The 17458-nt window shown below is 33.6% G+C and carries 19 protein-coding genes; 5 read left to right on the forward strand and 14 right to left on the reverse strand.

What is annotated here, in order from left to right; genetic code table 11:
- Positions 1-12: 12 nt before the first annotated feature.
- Positions 13-2241: a glycoside hydrolase family 3 N-terminal domain-containing protein gene (locus OZP10_RS11760; RefSeq protein ID WP_281631088.1), complete on the forward strand. Its 2229-nt coding sequence runs from the start codon at positions 13-15 to the stop codon at positions 2239-2241.
- 45 nt (positions 2242-2286) lie between these two features.
- Here the strand turns inward: OZP10_RS11760 and OZP10_RS11765 are convergent, their stop codons facing one another.
- Together OZP10_RS11765 and OZP10_RS11770 are read right to left on the reverse strand one after the other, a co-directional pair.
- Complete coding sequence (locus OZP10_RS11765) at positions 2287-4308, reverse strand: hypothetical protein (RefSeq protein ID WP_281631089.1); 2022 nt, start codon at positions 4306-4308, stop codon at positions 2287-2289.
- Between the two features lie 148 nt (positions 4309-4456).
- A complete protein-coding gene (locus OZP10_RS11770; RefSeq protein WP_281631090.1) occupies positions 4457-4714 on the reverse strand; it encodes a hypothetical protein in 258 nt (85 codons plus the stop codon).
- Positions 4715-4997: 283 nt separating this feature from the next.
- On the opposite strand from OZP10_RS11770, the gene OZP10_RS11775 reads away from it, so the two are divergent.
- Together OZP10_RS11775 and OZP10_RS11780 are read left to right on the forward strand one after the other, a co-directional pair.
- A complete protein-coding gene (locus OZP10_RS11775; RefSeq protein ID WP_281631091.1) occupies positions 4998-5753 on the forward strand; it encodes an NUDIX hydrolase in 756 nt (251 codons plus the stop codon).
- Positions 5754-5779: 26 nt separating this feature from the next.
- Positions 5780-6100, forward strand: coding sequence for an MmcQ/YjbR family DNA-binding protein (locus tag OZP10_RS11780; RefSeq protein WP_281631092.1), 321 nt, complete (start codon positions 5780-5782; stop codon positions 6098-6100).
- 5 nt (positions 6101-6105) lie between these two features.
- Here OZP10_RS11780 and OZP10_RS11785 read toward each other — a convergent pair whose 3' ends face one another.
- From OZP10_RS11785 to ahcY, 9 genes are all read right to left on the reverse strand, one after another.
- Positions 6106-6714, reverse strand: a complete 609-nt coding sequence (locus tag OZP10_RS11785; protein WP_281631093.1) for an alpha-ketoglutarate-dependent dioxygenase AlkB family protein — start codon at positions 6712-6714, stop codon at positions 6106-6108.
- Positions 6701-6946, reverse strand: a complete 246-nt coding sequence (locus OZP10_RS11790; protein ID WP_281631094.1) for an Ada metal-binding domain-containing protein — start codon at positions 6944-6946, stop codon at positions 6701-6703. The genes OZP10_RS11785 and OZP10_RS11790 overlap by 14 nt, the downstream gene beginning before the upstream one ends.
- A gap of 221 nt (positions 6947-7167) precedes the next feature.
- On the reverse strand, positions 7168-7881 hold the full coding sequence (locus tag OZP10_RS11795) for a 2OG-Fe(II) oxygenase (protein ID WP_281631095.1): 714 nt from the start codon (positions 7879-7881) through the stop codon (positions 7168-7170).
- A gap of 172 nt (positions 7882-8053) precedes the next feature.
- Complete coding sequence (locus tag OZP10_RS11800) at positions 8054-8896, reverse strand: bifunctional helix-turn-helix domain-containing protein/methylated-DNA--[protein]-cysteine S-methyltransferase (RefSeq protein ID WP_281631096.1); 843 nt, start codon at positions 8894-8896, stop codon at positions 8054-8056.
- A gap of 135 nt (positions 8897-9031) precedes the next feature.
- Positions 9032-9493: a GNAT family N-acetyltransferase gene (locus tag OZP10_RS11805; protein ID WP_281631097.1), complete on the reverse strand. Its 462-nt coding sequence runs from the start codon at positions 9491-9493 to the stop codon at positions 9032-9034.
- 17 nt (positions 9494-9510) lie between these two features.
- Positions 9511-9843, reverse strand: a complete 333-nt coding sequence (locus OZP10_RS11810; RefSeq protein ID WP_281631098.1) for a DMT family transporter — start codon at positions 9841-9843, stop codon at positions 9511-9513.
- Positions 9844-9895: 52 nt separating this feature from the next.
- On the reverse strand, positions 9896-10180 hold the full coding sequence (locus OZP10_RS11815) for a hypothetical protein (RefSeq protein WP_281631099.1): 285 nt from the start codon (positions 10178-10180) through the stop codon (positions 9896-9898).
- 243 nt (positions 10181-10423) lie between these two features.
- Positions 10424-12655, reverse strand: a complete 2232-nt coding sequence (locus OZP10_RS11820) for a patatin-like phospholipase family protein (RefSeq protein ID WP_281631100.1) — start codon at positions 12653-12655, stop codon at positions 10424-10426.
- 290 nt (positions 12656-12945) lie between these two features.
- The gene (gene ahcY, locus OZP10_RS11825) at positions 12946-14262 is read right to left on the reverse strand and encodes an adenosylhomocysteinase (protein ID WP_281631101.1); all 1317 of its coding nucleotides are present in this window, start codon (positions 14260-14262) and stop codon (positions 12946-12948) included.
- A gap of 317 nt (positions 14263-14579) precedes the next feature.
- Between ahcY and OZP10_RS11830 the strand changes: the two genes are divergently transcribed.
- Entirely contained in the window at positions 14580-15230 is a 651-nt protein-coding gene (locus tag OZP10_RS11830) for a 4'-phosphopantetheinyl transferase family protein (protein ID WP_281631102.1), read from the forward strand.
- A 33-nt stretch (positions 15231-15263) separates the two neighbouring features.
- Here the strand turns inward: OZP10_RS11830 and OZP10_RS11835 are convergent, their stop codons facing one another.
- From OZP10_RS11835 to OZP10_RS11845, 3 genes are all read right to left on the reverse strand, one after another.
- The gene (locus tag OZP10_RS11835; RefSeq protein WP_281631103.1) at positions 15264-15662 is read right to left on the reverse strand and encodes a group III truncated hemoglobin; all 399 of its coding nucleotides are present in this window, start codon (positions 15660-15662) and stop codon (positions 15264-15266) included.
- Positions 15659-15946: a hypothetical protein gene (locus tag OZP10_RS11840; protein WP_281631104.1), complete on the reverse strand. Its 288-nt coding sequence runs from the start codon at positions 15944-15946 to the stop codon at positions 15659-15661. The genes OZP10_RS11835 and OZP10_RS11840 overlap by 4 nt, the downstream gene beginning before the upstream one ends.
- A gap of 82 nt (positions 15947-16028) precedes the next feature.
- The gene (locus OZP10_RS11845) at positions 16029-16625 is read right to left on the reverse strand and encodes a Crp/Fnr family transcriptional regulator (protein WP_281631105.1); all 597 of its coding nucleotides are present in this window, start codon (positions 16623-16625) and stop codon (positions 16029-16031) included.
- A gap of 94 nt (positions 16626-16719) precedes the next feature.
- On the opposite strand from OZP10_RS11845, the gene OZP10_RS11850 reads away from it, so the two are divergent.
- On the forward strand, positions 16720-17448 hold the full coding sequence (locus tag OZP10_RS11850; protein ID WP_281631106.1) for a phosphoglycerol geranylgeranyltransferase: 729 nt from the start codon (positions 16720-16722) through the stop codon (positions 17446-17448).
- Positions 17449-17458: the final 10 nt, after the last annotated feature.

Here is a 17458-nt window from a genome sequence, read left to right on the forward strand (position 1 = left end):
CAACTTAAACACATGAAAAAAACAACAACAATTATGCTGTTTATGCTTTCGCTTTTAGCGTCGGCACAACAGCAGACAATAGATCAGAAAGTCAATGATCTGTTGAAGAAAATGACAATCGAAGAAAAAATTGGTCAGTTAAATCAATATACTGGCGATAATCAGGCAACGGGTCCAATTACAATAAACCCAAACAAACAAGCTGAAATAAAAGCAGGTTTAATTGGTTCGATGCTAAACGTAATCGGAACAAAATATACCAGAGGATATCAGGAATTGGCGATGCAGTCAAGACTTAAAATTCCGTTGTTATTTGGTCAGGATGTTATTCATGGTTACAAAACTACTTTTCCACTTCCGTTAGCTGAAGCGGCAAGTTGGGATTTGCAAGCAATTGAATTAGCAGCAAGAGTTGCAGCAACAGAAGCTGCGGCAAGCGGAATTCACTGGACATTTGCACCAATGGTCGATATTAGCCGCGATCCTCGTTGGGGACGTGTAATGGAAGGAGCAGGAGAAGATACTTATCTAGGTTCTAAAATTGCTTATGCAAGAGTAAAAGGTTTTCAAGGAAATAAACTAGGCGATTTAAACTCAGTTATGGCCTGCGTTAAACACTTTGCAGCTTATGGAGCCGGAGTTGGAGGAAGAGATTATAACTCTGTAGATATGAGCGAAAGAATGTTATGGGAAACCTATTTGCCACCATTTAAAGCGGCTTTAGACGCTGGTGCAGCAACATTTATGAATTCATTTAATGATATTAACGGAATTCCAGCAACTGGAAATGCGCATTTGCAGAGAGATATCTTAAAAGGAAAATGGAACTTTCAAGGTTTCGTAGTTTCAGACTGGGGATCAATTGGAGAAATGGTGGCACACGGTTACTCTAAAGATCTTAAAGAAGCTGCTTATTCGGCCATTACTGCAGGAAGCGATATGGATATGGAAAGTAATGCATACCGTAAGAATTTAGCAGAGTTAGTAAAAGAAGGCAGAGTTTCTATTGATTTGGTTGATGATGCCGTAAGACGTATTCTTCGCAAGAAATTCGAATTAGGATTATTTGATGATCCTTACAGATATTCTGATGAAAAACGTGCAGAAAAAGCATTAAACAATCCTGAACATAGAAAAGCGGCTCTTGAAGTTGCGGAGAAAAGTATTGTTTTATTAAAGAATGAAAATCAGACTTTGCCAATTTCTAAAAATGTAAAAACAATTGCATTTATTGGACCAATGGTTAAAGAATACAAAGAAAATATGGGCTTTTGGTCTGTAGAACTTCCAGAAGTTGATTACAATAAATGGATCGTTTCGCAATGGGATGGTTTACAAAATAAAGTGGGTAAAAACACTAAATTATTGTACGCAAAAGGTTGTGAGATCGAAGGGACAAACAAAGATGGTTTTGCAGAAGCTGTTGCAACAGCGAAACAAGCAGATGTTGTAATCTTGAGTATTGGAGAAAGACGCGACATGAGTGGTGAAGCAAAAAGTAGAAGCGACTTGCATTTGCCAGGTGTTCAAGAAGATTTAGTAAAAGCAATTCAAGCAACAGGAAAACCAGTTGTAGTTTTAATAAATGCTGGAAGACCTTTAGTTTTTAACTGGACAGCAGATAACGTTCCTGCAATTGTTTACACTTGGTGGTTAGGAACTGAAGCTGGAAATGCAATTGCAAATGTTTTATTTGGAGATTACAATCCATCAGGAAAACTGCCAATGACTTTCCCTAGAGAAGTAGGACAGGTGCCAATCTATTACAATCATTTTAGTACAGGAAGACCAGCTAAAGATGAAAACTCAACAAACTATGTTTCAGCTTACATCGATTTGAAAAACTCTCCAAAATATCCTTTTGGATATGGTTTAAGCTATACAACGTTTGATTATTCTGGTTTGAAATTATCTTCGACTAAAATAAAAAGCAATGAAACAATTAAAGTTTCTTTCCAATTGAAAAACAACGGAAAAGTAGCTGGAGAAGAAGTGGTGCAATTGTATTTGAAAGATAAATTTGGTTCTGTAGTAAGACCAGTTTTAGAATTGAAAGATTTCCAAAAAGTGAAATTAAATGCAGGAGAATCTAAAACAATCGAATTCACAATCGATAAGGAAAAGCTTTCTTTCTATAATGATAAAGTAGAATGGGTTGCTGAACCAGGAGATTTCGAAGTTATGATTGGAGCTTCATCAGCAGATATTAAATTAAAATCTGATTTTGAATTAGTAAATTAAATTAAAAACGGGGCTTCTTTTTGAGCCCCGTTTTTTTTATCAAAATTATTTTAGTCGTTTCTTAAAACTATATTTTAGCATATTCATTAAACCTTGTTCGATAATATCGATTCCAATTCCATAATTGCTGTCGGCGATTTCATGATGTGCATTTCTAAAATCTTCAAAATCTTCACTTGGTATTTCTAAATTGATCAATGGTTTAAAATCGACATAAATAGACGCGCCATTTTTGTTTACTTTTTTGCGGCTTGTATAATCAAAATAAGGATTTGCAATAGTACTTTCTTGAATAGTATATTTTTCTTGAGTATCTATTTTCTGATCTGTCGATAAGTTGATTTCGTATTTTTCGTTGTCAAAATTATGCCAGAACGAAAGATCGCTGTGTATAAAATCGCGTGCCGAGTTTTTAACCACATTTCGATCAAAATACATTAAGAAACGGTTCTTCTCAGCATCAGTAAAATATGGATTTTCAATTGACGTGTTGTACATAATCGTAAATTCATTTAGCTTTTTATCATCGCTTACAATTTCAATAGACGCATCTTTAAAAATAGTTCTGACATCAGTTCCGTTTCTGTCGTTAGAATAATTTAAGGCATAGAACAAGAAATTATTCCAGCTGTCAATGATTTCTCTTTTATTCGTGTTTTTAAAATATTTGCGCATATAATTGGCACGATTTCCTTTGTAGGTCGAAACCAATTTTAACTGACCTATATTATTTTGAGCACTGAAATCTGCTTTTTCAGTTATTCCATAATAAGGAAATTTATACGGTTCTTTAATCGCTAATTCCTGATTTGGTTTTACTTCCAAATAATGCAGAAAGTAGATATAACCGCGGTTTTCAATAAATCCAAATTCATCTCTAGAAGTAGCATCAACAAAATAAGTTTGGCCTTTGTAATTGATTTTTACAATAACGTGATTAAAAGTCAATAATGAAGGAAGATAATATTTAATGTAATGATCCGAATTAAAGTTTACCAATACTACAGAAGAATCAACATTAATATAATCCAAAACCACTTTCAGTAAAACCGATTTTGCCTTACAGTCACCCTGTTTATTTTCATAAGTTACTGATGGTTCTTGCGGTTTGTGGCCGTTCATTTCATCAGCATTAAAAACATAATACACATGATTTTGTACATAATCAATCGCAAATTGTAACTTCTCGTCTTGATCTGCAATAGCATCGAGTTTTTCAACAAGGTTTGGAGCAAATTCTTTTAAAGAGGCTTTACTGTATATTTCTTCATAAAGCGGAGAAATGTAATTAGACAAATCAATCCAGTTACGATCTGTCGCAAAATCTATAAAAGGAGCAATTTCTCTATTAACGTCAAACGAGTTAATGTAATTTACTTTGTCAATAACAAAACGCTCTCCTTTTTTCAGGTGATTGATTTCGGGTTCCAAAACATTTCCTTCTTCATCTCTATAGAATGTCTTTTTGTAGGCGATTGTTTCTTTTCTATCATTGATAAAAGAAAATTTATACTTTCCGTAAGCCCAATAAGTACTTGGCGTTACATACACATACTTAAGAAATTCTTTTCGCATAAAATCACGATCTGTAAAAACCTTTGTACGAGAATCTTCGGTAATTAAAACATCATAAAGACGTAAATCTTTAATCGTAATATTTACTTTTTTGTTACTGCTCAAAATACCGCCTTCACTTTGATTTTCGCTGTCCAAAACTTTAATTTTGGTATCTGCAATTTTATCAATCAAAACACCATCTCTCAAAACACTGATTCTGTGTATAACATAAGTTTCGTTTTCTTCTACAACAACATCTCTTACTGATGCACTTTCAAGATTTCCTGGTTCGTTAAGTGTATAGGCTACGCAGGCATACTCGCTGTTTTCAGTATCGCTTGTATAATAAACTTTGTCTAAAAAATAGCAGAAATCACGTCCTTCGTCAACTTGTTTATTTGAGAAATCGGATTCTTTTATATATTCAATAAGCTGATCGTCATTAATTGTGGGAGCCCAGTTTTCTGGTTTTTGGATTTTGTAACTTTCTGATTCAATGATATTTTCCATGATTCTTTTTATAGGGGATATTCTTACTTTTAAAAAAGGCTAAAATAACTAATAAATAACCATTTTTATTATAATCGTGTGAAATTTATGATAAAAAAAAGCCTCACTAAAAGTGAGGCCGCATTATAAATTATAAACAGGGACAAGGTTATTTTATAACAGTATTTACAAAATCCATGGCGCCAATTCCTTTATAAGAAGCATACAAAGCTTTGTCAAATGCTTCTTGTTTTGCTTTTTTATTTTTTGCATCAGTTTCAACAATCATCTCGTTGAAAATTCTTTCTTGTTCTGCACTATATTTTAACGAAGCTTCTAAAAGATATGTTTTAGAAACAAATCCAAAAGAATTTAGAATTTTACTTCTAATCTTTTGATTAAAATTTTTTAAAGGACTGGCATTCATAATTTTCTACATTTAATTTCTACACTCACTTTGAAGATAAATGGTAGTTTTTGTATTATTTTTCTTTGTTTTTTGTATGAATTATAACAGTTAAAATCATTAATGTGTTATTATGACGCAATGTACTTATTTTTTTTAAATTTGATTTTAAATTTTCGTTAAAATTGTGGTTTGAACACTTCTATTTTGATTGAAAATCATCTCTTTAGAAAAACACTTGAGTTTTATAAAAATGAAGTAAATTGCAGCGTTATTAAAAAGAAAGAATTTATAAAGATTTTTGATGTTAAAAGACATTATAGATAATAACGAAAACTACCAGCCTGGGCTTTCTATAGATTGTGTCATTTTTGGTTTTCATGATAATCAGTTAAAAGTTTTATTGATTAAAGTGGAAAGAGTCAATAAATGGGCGTTACCCGGCGGATTTATTCCTGTTGATCAGGATATAGATACGGCTGCCATCACGGTATTGAATAACAGAACTGGTGTTGATGGAGTTTTTTTAAGACAATTTGCAACTTTTGGAAAGGTAGATCGCAACAAACAGCACTTTGATAAAAAAACGTTGAAATACTTGAAAATTGAAGAAGCAAAAGGGAAATGGCTCATGCGTCGTTTTGTTACGATTGGATATTATGCTTTGGTCGATTTTTCGAAAATTCTTCCAAATCCAGCAAACAGACACGAAATTGTAGAATGGATTGACCATAAAGAAGTTCCTGAACTTATTTTAGATCATCGTGAAATTCTAGATAAAGCCCTAAATACTCTAAGAATCGAATTGAATTTAATGCCAATAGGTTATAATTTATTGCCAGAGAAATTTACAATTCCAGAATTACAAAAATTATACGAAACGATTTTGGATAAAAAACTCGACCGCCGAAATTTTTTACGAAAAATAACCAATATCGGAATCCTTACGAAACTCGATGAAAAGAAAAGCAATGTAGCGCATAAAGCCCCAAACTTATATTCTTTTGATAAAGAAAAATACGATGAGGTTCTTAAAAACGGACTGAATCAAGGCTGGTAAGAAATAATAATTTAAAATGCACGGTTATGATTTCAATTGAAACCTTTAGAAAATTAGCGTTATCATTTCCAAATGCAACAGAGGAACCTCATTTTGAGAAGACTTCTTTTCGAATCAAAAAGAAGATTTTTGCCACTTTTGACGAAAAAAATAATCATGCCGTTTTAAAATTAACCGAAATAGACCAGTCGGTTTTTTGTGCGTCAAGCGAAAAGATTTTCTATCCAATTCCAAATAAATGGGGAAAACAAGGTTGGACAATCGTCGAACTTTCAAGAGTAAGGCCCGAAATGTTTGAAGATGCCTTGATACGATCTTATGAAACTGTGGCTTCACAAAAGAGATAAAATTGCTATCTCACAATCGTTCTAAAAGTCAAATTAACCCTCGGTTTTTGTGTAGTTTTTGTTGGAGGAAGTCTGTGAAGCCAATACGTTTGCGTTTCATCTTTCATGACCAATAAACTTCCGTGTTCCAGAATCATAGAAACCGTTTCTTTTGACTCTTTATGTTTGAAAGCAAATTTACGTTCGGCACCAAAACTGACAGATCCGATTGCGCCATTTTTCTTTAAATCTTTTTCGGCATCGCTGTGCCAAGCCATTCCTTCTTCTCCAGAATGATAAAGATTAAGCAAGCAAGAATTGAAAGTTTCTCCTGTTTTTTCTTCAATGATTTTTTTTAGTTTCAAAAGCTCGGGCGTCCAAGGCAAAGCTTTTTTTGTTGTATTCGAATACGTATATTCAAATTCCTGATCGCCGTACCATGCCACTTTTCTTTTGGTCAAAATTAATTTTCCAAAGATTATCGCTTCATCATTTTTCCATTCAATTGTATTTAATAAAATATCACGGTAGAAGTCGGCTTCTGTTCTCGAAAATAATTTTCCATAATAATTCACCGTTCCATCTTTTGGAAGCAGATTCGTTGTTTCGTCTGTTTGAGGATTAAATAAGTCCATTTTTCCATTTTTGATATTCTGATTTCATGCAGTGACCGCAAGGTCTGAAACCATTTTGGATGGCATCTTTTTCAGAAGAAAAGAAAACCCGATTCTCCCGTTTCATTCTTTTTCCCGAAGAACATTTTAGTGTTCCGTAGATCTTTAATTTCTGGTTGCCACCGAAACAAATTTCGCCTTTTTTAATTTTATTTCGAAGGTCTGAATCTGAAATTTTACTATGCTTGATCATAATTAAATTGTTAAAGATTTATTTCTCGCAAAGTCGCAGAATCGCAAAATTTTTTCTCATTTTATGTCATTTCGACGAAGGAGAAATCTTCGCAAATAACTCCGCAACAATAGTCCAATCTTTGTAGAGCTTCTCGCGAAGATTTCTCCTTCGTCGAAATGACAAACTCTTTAGGAACTTTGTCAAAAAACTTTGCGACTTCGCGACTTCGCGAGCAAAAATCACGAAAGCGCATCATGAAAAATAATTCCCAACGTATATCTTTCACCCGAATGTACTTCGCTTACACCATGTTTCATATTTACACGATAATACCCTTTTGTACCTTTTACAGGCCTGAAATTGGTTGTAAAAACCAGAATATCTCCTTTTTTAGGTTTCAAAACAATCGCTTTAGATTGTGCTCTTGGAGTTTGCTGCGTTAGAATAAATTCACCGCCAGTAAAATCTTCATCAGGTTCATTTAGAAAAAGTACAATTTGAATGGGGAAATAAACATCGCCATACAAATCCTGGTGTAAAGTATTAAAGCCGCTTTTGCCGTATTTTAAAATTAAAACTGTAGCCTTCAGCTGATTATTGTCATGACATTGTTTTAACAAATCTTCATGTTTTGCTGGAAAAACAGTATCAATATTTAAAGCTTTCATCCAAGCATTTGCAATTGGAGCTAATTTTGGATAAATCGAAGAACGTATATTTTGAATTAAATCGGGTAGTGGATAATTGAAATATTTGTATTCACCTAAACCAAACCGATAGCGTTCCATTATAACTGTTTTTCGATATATGGATGGATTGTCATAATCGAATTTTAGATCTTCGCATTGTTCGTTATTAAGCACTTTTGGAATAATTGCAAATCCATTTTCGTGCATAGATTCGGTAATGCTTTCCCAGTCTTGAGAAGCAATTTTGGATTGTATATTTTGCATAAAGAAGTTTTAGATTGAGGTTTTTTTCGCCACGAATTCACGAATTTTCTTTTTTAAATATTTTATCTAATATTATTTGAATTAATTCGAATAAATAATCGCAAAGATTTTAAAAAGAAAATTCGTGAACTGCTTCGCCTGTTCGCTATCGCTCGAGTCGTGGCAGAAAAACTTATAGATTTATTTGCGCACCTTCCCAGCCAATAATAGCTGTTTTTCGGGTTTTTCCCCACATATAGCCACCAAATGTTCCCGAAGATTGGATAACACGATGACACGGAATAAGAAACGCAACAGGATTACTGCCAATTGCTGTTCCAACTGCTCTCGATGCATTTGGTTTGTGAATCTGTTGGGCAATAGAACCGTAAGTAGAAAGTTGTCCCATTGGAATTTTTAGTAAAGTTTCCCATACTTTCAGCTGAAAATCGGTTCCTTTTAAATGCAGTTTGATTTCTGATAATTTGCTCCAATCATTCTGAAAAATAAATAGCGCATTTTGCTGTGCTAAGTCTAGTTTTTGGGTAAAAGAAGCATTTGGAAATTTATCTTTTAAGGCAGCAAGTCCTGTGATTTCATCTTCGGCGAAAGCCATAAAACAAACGCCTTTTGAGGTCGATGCAACAATGATATTCCCAAACGGACTTTCGGCAAAACTGTAGTTAATAGCCAGATTTTTTCCGCCATTTTTATATTCTGCAGGCGTCATTCCTTCAATATTAACAAATAGATCATGCAGTCGGCTAGTGCCAGAGAGTCCAGTTTCGTAAGCCGTTTCAGAAATTGTTGCCTGATTTTCTTTGAGTAATTTTTTGGCGTGTTCGATACTTGTAAATTGCAAAAATTTCTTCGGACTCGTTCCTGCCCATTCACTAAAAAGTCTCTGAAAGTGAAACGGACTTAAATGTACTTTTTCTGCAACTTCATCAAGATTGGGCTGATCTTTAAAATTTGCTTTGATGTAATCGATCGCTTCTGCAATGCGGTTATAATTAATGGTTTCTTGTGTGTTCATTTTTCTTCCATTTTATAAGGCAAAGATCGATTGGTTTTGGCAGGTATAAAATCCGAAACTTGCTTTGTTTTTTTGTTTCGGGTTTCAAGTTTCAGGTTCCAACTTAACTTGGAACCTGAAACTTGAAACAAAATTTTACAGTTCTTTTTCCATCTTAAAGTTAATTAATTCAACGCCCAAGCGAATATTTTTCTGTTCGGCTTTTACAACAAATCCTTTCTTTTCAAAAAATGGTTTTGCTGTTATGCTGATATCTGAAGTTATTATTTTTGAATGATGTTTTCTAGCTTCGGTTTCTAATTCGTTTAGAATTTTGTCTGCAATTCCTTGTCGCTGAAAATCTTTATGAATGTAGAAGAAATCAATATAATTATCGTCTTTTAAGGTTCCAAAACCCGCAATTTTGTTTTCAATAATGGCTAATAAAACAAATTGTTTTTCAATAACTTCAATCCAGCGTTCTTTATTTTTTACGCCAGAAATCCAGGCTTCTATTTGAGCTGTATTATAATCGTTTTTGCAGACAGATTGTATGGTTTCGATATACAATTGCTGCATTTCTTCTAAATCTGAAATTACTGCTTGCCTGAAAGTCATTTTCTGAAATTTAAAAATTAGTGTGCTGTAGTTTTAGAAAAAACATTGATTACAATTACGCCAATTATAATTAAACTCAATCCAATTATAGCGGGTAAATCTGGGATTTCTTTGAAGAAAATGGCGCCAATTGCTGTAATTAATACAATTCCGACTCCAGACCAGATGGCATAAGCAAATCCGACGGGAATGGTTCTGATGGCAAAACTCAAACAATAAAAGGCACCACAATAGCCAATAATTGTTATGATACTTGGAATAAGTTTGGTAAATTCTTCAGACTTTTTTAATGCCGATGTTGCAATGATTTCAAAAACTATAGCGATAAATAAAAATAAAAAATTCATCATGATTGTCGTTTTTTACAAAGTTAAGCTTTGTTTGAAACGGACAGGAATTTATTTATCGAATATGAATTTCTGTTTCATTATTTTTTACTTCGTCAAAACAATCAATGCATAGCATTTTAAAATCTGCTCTGGCTTGAAAAACTTCTGTCCATTCTTCGCCATTATCAAGAAGCCATTGTTCACAATCTCCGCACCAAGCAATTTGAGGAAGATCTTCCTTGGCTTCTGAATAGTAGAAACCAATTTTTTCTTTAGAGTCTGTTGCCATTGCAATATGAATGCAGCCAAAAGTCATTTCTTTTGTGCCATGTATTTCGCATAAAACTTTTTCGATCATAATTTTTTTGCTTTATTATGAGTTCTGGAGCTTCAAAATTAAACTTTAAATTTTAGAGTTGTGAATAGTATGGTAATATTTATGGTTCTTGGTTTACGTTTGCGTGAGGGATAGGAGCTAGCTACCAAAGTAGCGCGGATAGCCCGACATAATTTAAGAAAAGGCCCAATGTACGCAAAGCATATTGGGCCTTTTTTAAAATTATGGCACGCCCTGATTAATTTTAGATTTTAGATATCTCTTTTAAGGATTGAATGATAATCCTACGCTGAAAAATAATCTTACTTTGTCGATATTGTTTATCCATGAAGTATCAAAATGAATTGGGCCTAAAATGGATTGATAGGAAATCGCTGCACCTCCTGATATTACTAGGCTGGTATCGATGTTGTTATCCCAATTTCCTTTTGGATTGAAGGCATGCTTTATATAATCGTTGAAGGTGTCAAAACCAACAGAAGCGATATTGAAGTGGGGAGTCAGGTAAATTTTTCCGATTAAGTTTATTTGAGACCCAAGTTTGAGGCCCATATATTGTGTAACATTAAGTTCGTCTTCATGAAGTCCTGCAAACGAGAAGCGATTGCTTCCTGAACTTGGAATAATACCGCCTATGAAATATTTTGCCGCGTAACCAAATCCTGAAAACGGAATATCATCATGTTTGAGTTTATCCTGAAAAATAAAATAAGAGTCAAATCCTATGATTCCTGTAATTTTCTTTTTTATAGCTAATCTCTTCTCGTAAGTTAAACCAAATTTGGTGTAGCCATTTGTTGAGCCAGAAACGCGTGTTTGGTCTGGATCAGAAAAAGCAGCGTCGATATCGGTAAGAAATGATCGTGCTACATTCGATTTTATAATTGTCCCTTCTGTGGCAAAGAAAACTCGATCCATGTCATTATAAGAATAATGCAGGTTGAATTCTATATTATTGAAGTTGTAATTGTTGATGCTTACAGAGTTTGGATTGTATTCTCGATCATATTTAGGTTTTAGATTGGTGTAGCTATAATTTAAACCAAAGCCTAAATAACTTTTTAAAGAATTTATATTTCTGTTTACCTCATTGTTGAGTTCAAAAGCGTTGTAAAGTATGTTGTCTGATGCTTTTCCGTTTATATAGATTTCTTGGCGAAGAAAGGCTCCGTAAGCTTCAGATATCCACCACCATTCTCTATGCTTTCCAAAATTTTTCTGATAATTGATTCTTGCTTTTGGCTGTTCGGCAATATCTACCGTTAAAAGAAGACGAGAGGCATCGGCAAGAACATTTCTTCCTGTGTAGTTAAAAATTATTCCGACACCTCTGTAAGTGTCATAATGCACTGATGTGTTTAGCTGGTTTTTTGCACGTTCAAATCCGAACAATGTAATGCCTAGTTTATCTTCGTCTTTAATGAAATAACTATACGTAATCTCGTCAAAAAGATTGGTTCCCATTGCTCTGTTGATGCCCGCTATTAAATCTTTGGTAGTGTATTTTACATGGGTTTTTAGATTTGCCCTTCCGACAACCAACGGCATATTTTCGGGACTTATTTTTTTGTAAACAATTGTGTCTAGAATAAACTCATTTGGCATATCGGGCAATTTATGAGTTCGCTGCTGAAATCCTTTTAGCTTTTCTGACAGAGCAATTAAGGCCGGAAGATTTTGATTTGTGGCAATTTTTCCATCTTTGTAGATTTCATTGCTATCTGCAAAATCTGCAGTAGAGAAACGAAGATTGGGTAGGTGATCAACCAATATGTTGCATAAATCGCGGTTTGCAGGATTTTTAATGTTGCTCGGGAACATACTGGTCTGCATTAATATGGTCATAAGATTATTTAGCTTATCGGCAGGTTCCATTCCGCCTCCGACATCACTTCCAATAATAATATCGGCACCCATTTGTTTGGCAACATCAGTAGGGAAATTATTTAATACTCCACCGTCTACCAAAACCGTTTTTCCGTAAGGCATTGGTTTGAAGATAGCAGGTAACGACATACTGGCTCGCATAGCATAAGATAAACTTCCTTTGCTTAAAATAACTTCTTTTCCTTCAACCAAGTCTGTGGCCATAGCTCTGAAAGGAATCGGGAGACTGTCAAAATCTTTGACATTGTATACAGGGAAAGTTAATTCAGAAAGGTATTCTCTTAGATTTTGATCATTTAACAGAGAACCAATGCTGTTAAGTTTTCCGTCTTTAACACCTATTCCGACTAAATATCGTTGAAATTCTCTTTTTTCTTCGGCACTTACAGCTCGTAATGATTGACCTCCGCCTAAGAGTTTATCCCAATAAATATCTTTCGTGATTTTTTCTATGCTATCACCCGAATATCCCATTGCATATAACCCACCAATAATGCTTCCCATACTGTTTCCAACAATAAGATCTGGAACGATGTGAAGTGAATCTAATTTTTGCAAAAGCGGAATATGTGCAATTCCTTTTGCACCGCCACCGCTTAGTACTAACACAACTTTAGGCTTTTTTTCCTGAGAAAAAATAATTTGCGGGAGACTTAGTAAAAATAAGAAGACGAGTAAATAAGATGTTTTTTTCAATTTTTTACTATTTAAGTATTTGATAAATAGATTCTTATTCTGGTTGTTAAAAGTAAGCAGATATTTATAAAAGTACAATTTTTTGATAGAAATGTTTTACCTGAAACATAAAAACAGAAAACCCGACAGATTTTTAAAACCTGTCGGGTTTGAATATATACATAAAGAAATCTAATCCCGATAGCTATCGGGACTAAAATCAATTAATATCTGTAGTACTCTGGTTTGAATGGACCTTGAACTTCAACACCAATGTAAGCAGCTTGATCTTCTCTTAAAACTTCAAGTTCAACGCCTAATTTAGCTAAGTGTAAAGCAGCAACTTTTTCATCTAAATGTTTTGGTAACATGTAAACTTCATTTTTGTAAGCTGCGCTGTTGTTCCATAATTCGATTTGAGCTAAAGTTTGGTTTGTAAATGAGTTACTCATTACAAAACTTGGGTGACCTGTAGCACAACCAAGGTTTACTAAACGACCTTCAGCCAAGATAATGATATCTTTACCGTTGATGTTGTATTTGTCAACCTGAGGTTTGATTTCGATTTTAGATGCACCGTGGTTTTTGTTTAACCAAGCCATGTCAATTTCGTTATCGAAGTGACCAATGTTACAAACAACAGTTTTGTCTTTCATTTGCTCGAAGTGCTCTCCAAGAACGATATCTTTATTTCCTGTAGTTGTAATGATGATATCAGCATTAGCAATTACAGTGTTTAATTTTTTAACTTCATAACCGTCCATTGCAGCTTGTAAAGCACAAATTGGATCGATTTCAGTAACAGTTACAATAGAACCAGCACCTCTGAAAGAAGCAGCAGTTCCTTTTCCAACGTCACCATATCCACAAACAACAACTCTTTTTCCAGCTAACATTAAGTCGGTTGCACGACGTACAGCATCTACAGCAGATTCTTTACATCCGTATTTGTTATCAAATTTAGATTTAGTAACAGAATCGTTAATGTTGATTGCAGGCATTGGAAGAGTTCCAGCTTTTACTCTTTCGTAAAGTCTGTGAACACCAGTTGTAGTTTCTTCAGAAAGACCTTTAATTCCAGCAACTAATTCTGGGTAACGATCGATAACCATATTAGTTAAATCTCCACCATCATCTAAGATCATGTTCAATGGTTTTCTGTCTTCACCAAAGAATAAAGTTTGCTCAATACACCAGTCAAATGATTCTTCGTCAAGACCTTTCCAAGCGTAAACTGAAATTCCTGCAGCAGCAATCGCAGCAGCAGCCTGATCCTGAGTAGAGAAAATGTTACAAGAAGACCAAGTAACTTCTGCACCAAGAGCAATTAAAGTTTCGATCAAAACAGCAGTTTGAATCGTCATGTGTAAACATCCAGCAATACGAGCTCCTTTTAATGGTTGTTCGTCTTTATATTCAGCGCGAAGTGCCATTAAACCTGGCATTTCAGCTTCAGCTAGTTCAATTTCTTTTCTTCCCCAAGCCGCTAGAGAAATGTCTTTTACTTTGAAAGCCACATAAGGCGTAGTCGATGTACTCATTTATATTATATTTGTATAATTGTAAAATTTTTGCAAATTTAAGGAATAGCTTTTGAATTTTACTAATTTCTGTCAGATTTGTGAAATCTTTAATTTCTTAATCTTTAGAACATTAGTTTATAAAACGATTTAAACCATATAAGTGATATAAGTTCATTTAAAAAAGATTCTGAAACTATTACCTTTGTCGCGAATTGCTTATATTTACTAATGCATTCTTTAAACCAACAGTTATGTTTTCTTAAATGACTTATATGGTTTAAAATTTACCACCAAAAATTTATAATTAATCATTTACAATTTATAATTAAAAAGTAATGCCTTTATTTCAGACCATACAATTCAATGAAACGACTAAAATTTTAATTTGGGAAATAACCGAATCTTTTGATGAATTGTACAGCAGAGTAACGTTGAAAGAAAAAACACAGCGCAGACTGGAGGGAATGAAATCACAAATGCATCAGCGTGCTTTTTTAAGTGTTCGAATGCTGATTCAGGAAATGGGTTTTACAGATAAAGATCTGCATTATGATGAATTTGGAAAACCATATTTTGATTGTGATCATCATATCTCAATTACACATTCTTACCATTTTGCAGCCATCATTATAAGCAAAGAAAAGGTTGGAATTGACATGGAATTGCAACGTGAGAAAATTCAAAGAATAGCAGATAAATTTACCGATTATGAATGCAGGTATTTAGAACCGAATTCTATAGAAGAATACATAAAAAAACTTACCGTTATTTGGGGAGCCAAAGAGGCGATCTTTAAAATAAGAAATGAAAAAGGTATAAGTTTTAAAGATCATATTAATGTAAACAACTTCTCTTTAGGAGAAACCCAAACGCAGGCAAGTCTTCATTTTGATGATCTCATAAAGGATTTTGATGTGCACTACGAAGAAATCAAATCAGATAATTTTGAGGGAACCTTTACTTTGGTTTATGCTTTTGAGAAATAAAATGTCAATTTAAAAATTCTAAGATTTAGATATTTAAACTTCGCTTTCTTTTTGTCTATGCTGAAATATACTCATATATAAAAAAGTACTCATTTTTCGGGCGCGTCTTTTTAATGTTTCGGCGTTTTCGCCTTCAAAATGTTCATCAATGGTTTGAGACCAATGATTGAGCCAGATTCCGAATTCGTTTATAGTGATTTTTTCATCAAAATGGGCATCAACTTCATTGTGTACAGCGTGAGGATTTCCTTTGTATTTGCGAACGCCAAATAGGTTTGTTTCCCAAAAATCAGTCAGCTTTTCGAGGTGTGCATCCCAATCAGAAATCATTTCATTAAAATAAAAGCCGATTTCTCGATCGGCTCTTATTTTAACATAAAATTGATGTACTAAAAATGATACATCAGCTCTATTTTCTATTTGTTTTTTCATAGAATAAAACTATTCAAGAATATAAAAAATACGCTTAAAAGTGTGCTTACCATAATCAGGTTGAAAACTACTTTATGTTTCATTTGTGCTAAGATAGATGTATTTGCGAAAACACAAGCTAAAACAATAATTCCTAGCTGAATCATCTGTGGAATTGAAGTTCCGTTTGATAAAACGTACATAGCTGCAGCGCCTCCTAAACAGCTTTGTCCAATTACTGCCATTGCAGCAGAACCCATATAGTTTCTATTGAAAATGTCGAATGTTGTTTGATATAGTGTCATGGTATTCAGTTTTTTATATCAACAAAATTACATCCACAATGGCGCTCAATTTTATGATTAAAATCATAAAACGAGATTTTTTTTATCTGTATACTTTTCGGTTGATAATCTTCAATTCACCTTTTTTTTCCAATGCTTTTATTGTTCTAATTACAGTTTCTACCCGTAAACCAGTTAAATCTCCAATCTGCTGTCTGGTAAAATTAATGAGATAACCGTTTTTATCTTTCTGAAAATTGAAATAAGCAATTCCGTGATCTATTAATTTCAACACACGATGTTCTGGTTCATGTGTAGAAATTTCGGCAGCCATAACCGATTTGTAATACAATCTCTGCGCTAGATTTTCGATTATTTGAATACTCACTTTTGGATTTTCTTCTAAAAGCCTCATGAAGTTTTCTTTTGGAAGAGTAAAAAGCTCGGTATTTTCTACAGCAATAGCATTTGCTGGATATTTTTGGTTTAAAAATAGTGGTGGTTCGCCAAAAGATTGTCCGTTATAAAAAATACCTTGAATAAATTCACGGCCATCATCATTATAATTGCTCATCTTTACTTCACCAGAAATAATCTGATAATAGTGTGATGGCAGATTTCCTTCTTCAAAAATAATATCATTTTTATCAAATGATTTTTTTACGACACCGTACTTTTCTAGTAATTCTACTGTAATCATAATGTATTGTTTACGTTACCAAAAGACATTGAACAAATATAATTTATTCAAAATAGTTCTTCTACATTAAAAATCTTTTACTTTTACACCCCGTATGCAAGAACAAATACTTACTATTAAACAACAGATTTTAGAAGCTAAAAGCAATGGCCAAAAATTACTGGCAGTGCTTTTGGATCCTGATAAAATTGTATTGGAAAATGTCAATCATTTAATTGAAAAAATTAATGGTTCGCCTGCAACTCACATTTTTGTAGGAGGAAGTATTGTTCAGAATAACATTTTGGAAGAATTGATTTCGGAGTTAAAGCAAAAAACAAATTTACCTGTTATTTTGTTTCCTGGCGATCCTTCGCAGATTTCGCCGCAAGCCGATGCAATTCTGTTCCTATCGTTATTGTCTGGCCGAAATCCCGATTATTTGATAGAATATCAAGTTCAGGCTGCTCCAATTCTTAAAAAAACAAATTTAGAAGTTATTTCTACAGGATATATTTTAATTGAAAGCGGTAATGAAACTGCCGTTGCTCGTGTAAGTAAAACAAAACCTCTAAGCCGCGAAAATCTTGATTTGGTTTTGGCGACGGCTCAAGCAGGTGAAATGTTAGGAAATCAACTTATTTATTTAGAAGCGGGAAGTGGTGCTAAACAACCTGTTCCAGCAGAAATGATTGAACTGATTTCTCAAAATATTGAAATTCCTGTTATTGTTGGCGGAGGAATTGTAGATTTGCACGGAATTCAAAAAGCCTATCAAGCTGGTGCAGATTTGGTTGTTATTGGAACTGCCTTTGAAAATAACAGTCGTTTTTTTGAATTATAAATGTCAAATA

It is taken from the genome of Flavobacterium luteolum (assembly GCF_027111275.1).
GTDB lineage: Bacteria > Bacteroidota > Bacteroidia > Flavobacteriales > Flavobacteriaceae > Flavobacterium > Flavobacterium luteolum.

Bases quoted from the DNA above. Each gene is read 5' to 3' on its own strand.
- ahcY (WP_281631101.1), bottom strand. From the start codon at position 14,262: ATGAGTACATCGACTACGCCTTATGTGGCTTTCAAAGTAAAAGACATT.
- OZP10_RS11810 (WP_281631098.1), bottom strand. From the start codon at position 9,843: ATGATGAATTTTTTATTTTTATTTATCGCTATAGTTTTTGAAATCATT.
- OZP10_RS11775 (WP_281631091.1), top strand. From the start codon at position 4,998: ATGTTAAAAGACATTATAGATAATAACGAAAACTACCAGCCTGGGCTT.
- OZP10_RS11780 (WP_281631092.1), top strand. From the start codon at position 5,780: ATGATTTCAATTGAAACCTTTAGAAAATTAGCGTTATCATTTCCAAAT.
- OZP10_RS11850 (WP_281631106.1), top strand. From the start codon at position 16,720: ATGCAAGAACAAATACTTACTATTAAACAACAGATTTTAGAAGCTAAA.
- OZP10_RS11790 (WP_281631094.1), bottom strand. From the start codon at position 6,946: ATGATCAAGCATAGTAAAATTTCAGATTCAGACCTTCGAAATAAAATT.
- OZP10_RS11835 (WP_281631103.1), bottom strand. From the start codon at position 15,662: ATGAAAAAACAAATAGAAAATAGAGCTGATGTATCATTTTTAGTACAT.
- OZP10_RS11785 (WP_281631093.1), bottom strand. From the start codon at position 6,714: ATGGACTTATTTAATCCTCAAACAGACGAAACAACGAATCTGCTTCCA.
- OZP10_RS11840 (WP_281631104.1), bottom strand. From the start codon at position 15,946: ATGACACTATATCAAACAACATTCGACATTTTCAATAGAAACTATATG.
- OZP10_RS11845 (WP_281631105.1), bottom strand. From the start codon at position 16,625: ATGATTACAGTAGAATTACTAGAAAAGTACGGTGTCGTAAAAAAATCA.
- OZP10_RS11765 (WP_281631089.1), bottom strand. From the start codon at position 4,308: ATGGAAAATATCATTGAATCAGAAAGTTACAAAATCCAAAAACCAGAA.
- OZP10_RS11795 (WP_281631095.1), bottom strand. From the start codon at position 7,881: ATGCAAAATATACAATCCAAAATTGCTTCTCAAGACTGGGAAAGCATT.
- OZP10_RS11760 (WP_281631088.1), top strand. From the start codon at position 13: ATGAAAAAAACAACAACAATTATGCTGTTTATGCTTTCGCTTTTAGCG.
- OZP10_RS11805 (WP_281631097.1), bottom strand. From the start codon at position 9,493: ATGACTTTCAGGCAAGCAGTAATTTCAGATTTAGAAGAAATGCAGCAA.
- OZP10_RS11815 (WP_281631099.1), bottom strand. From the start codon at position 10,180: ATGATCGAAAAAGTTTTATGCGAAATACATGGCACAAAAGAAATGACT.
- OZP10_RS11800 (WP_281631096.1), bottom strand. From the start codon at position 8,896: ATGAACACACAAGAAACCATTAATTATAACCGCATTGCAGAAGCGATC.
- OZP10_RS11770 (WP_281631090.1), bottom strand. From the start codon at position 4,714: ATGAATGCCAGTCCTTTAAAAAATTTTAATCAAAAGATTAGAAGTAAA.
- OZP10_RS11830 (WP_281631102.1), top strand. From the start codon at position 14,580: ATGCCTTTATTTCAGACCATACAATTCAATGAAACGACTAAAATTTTA.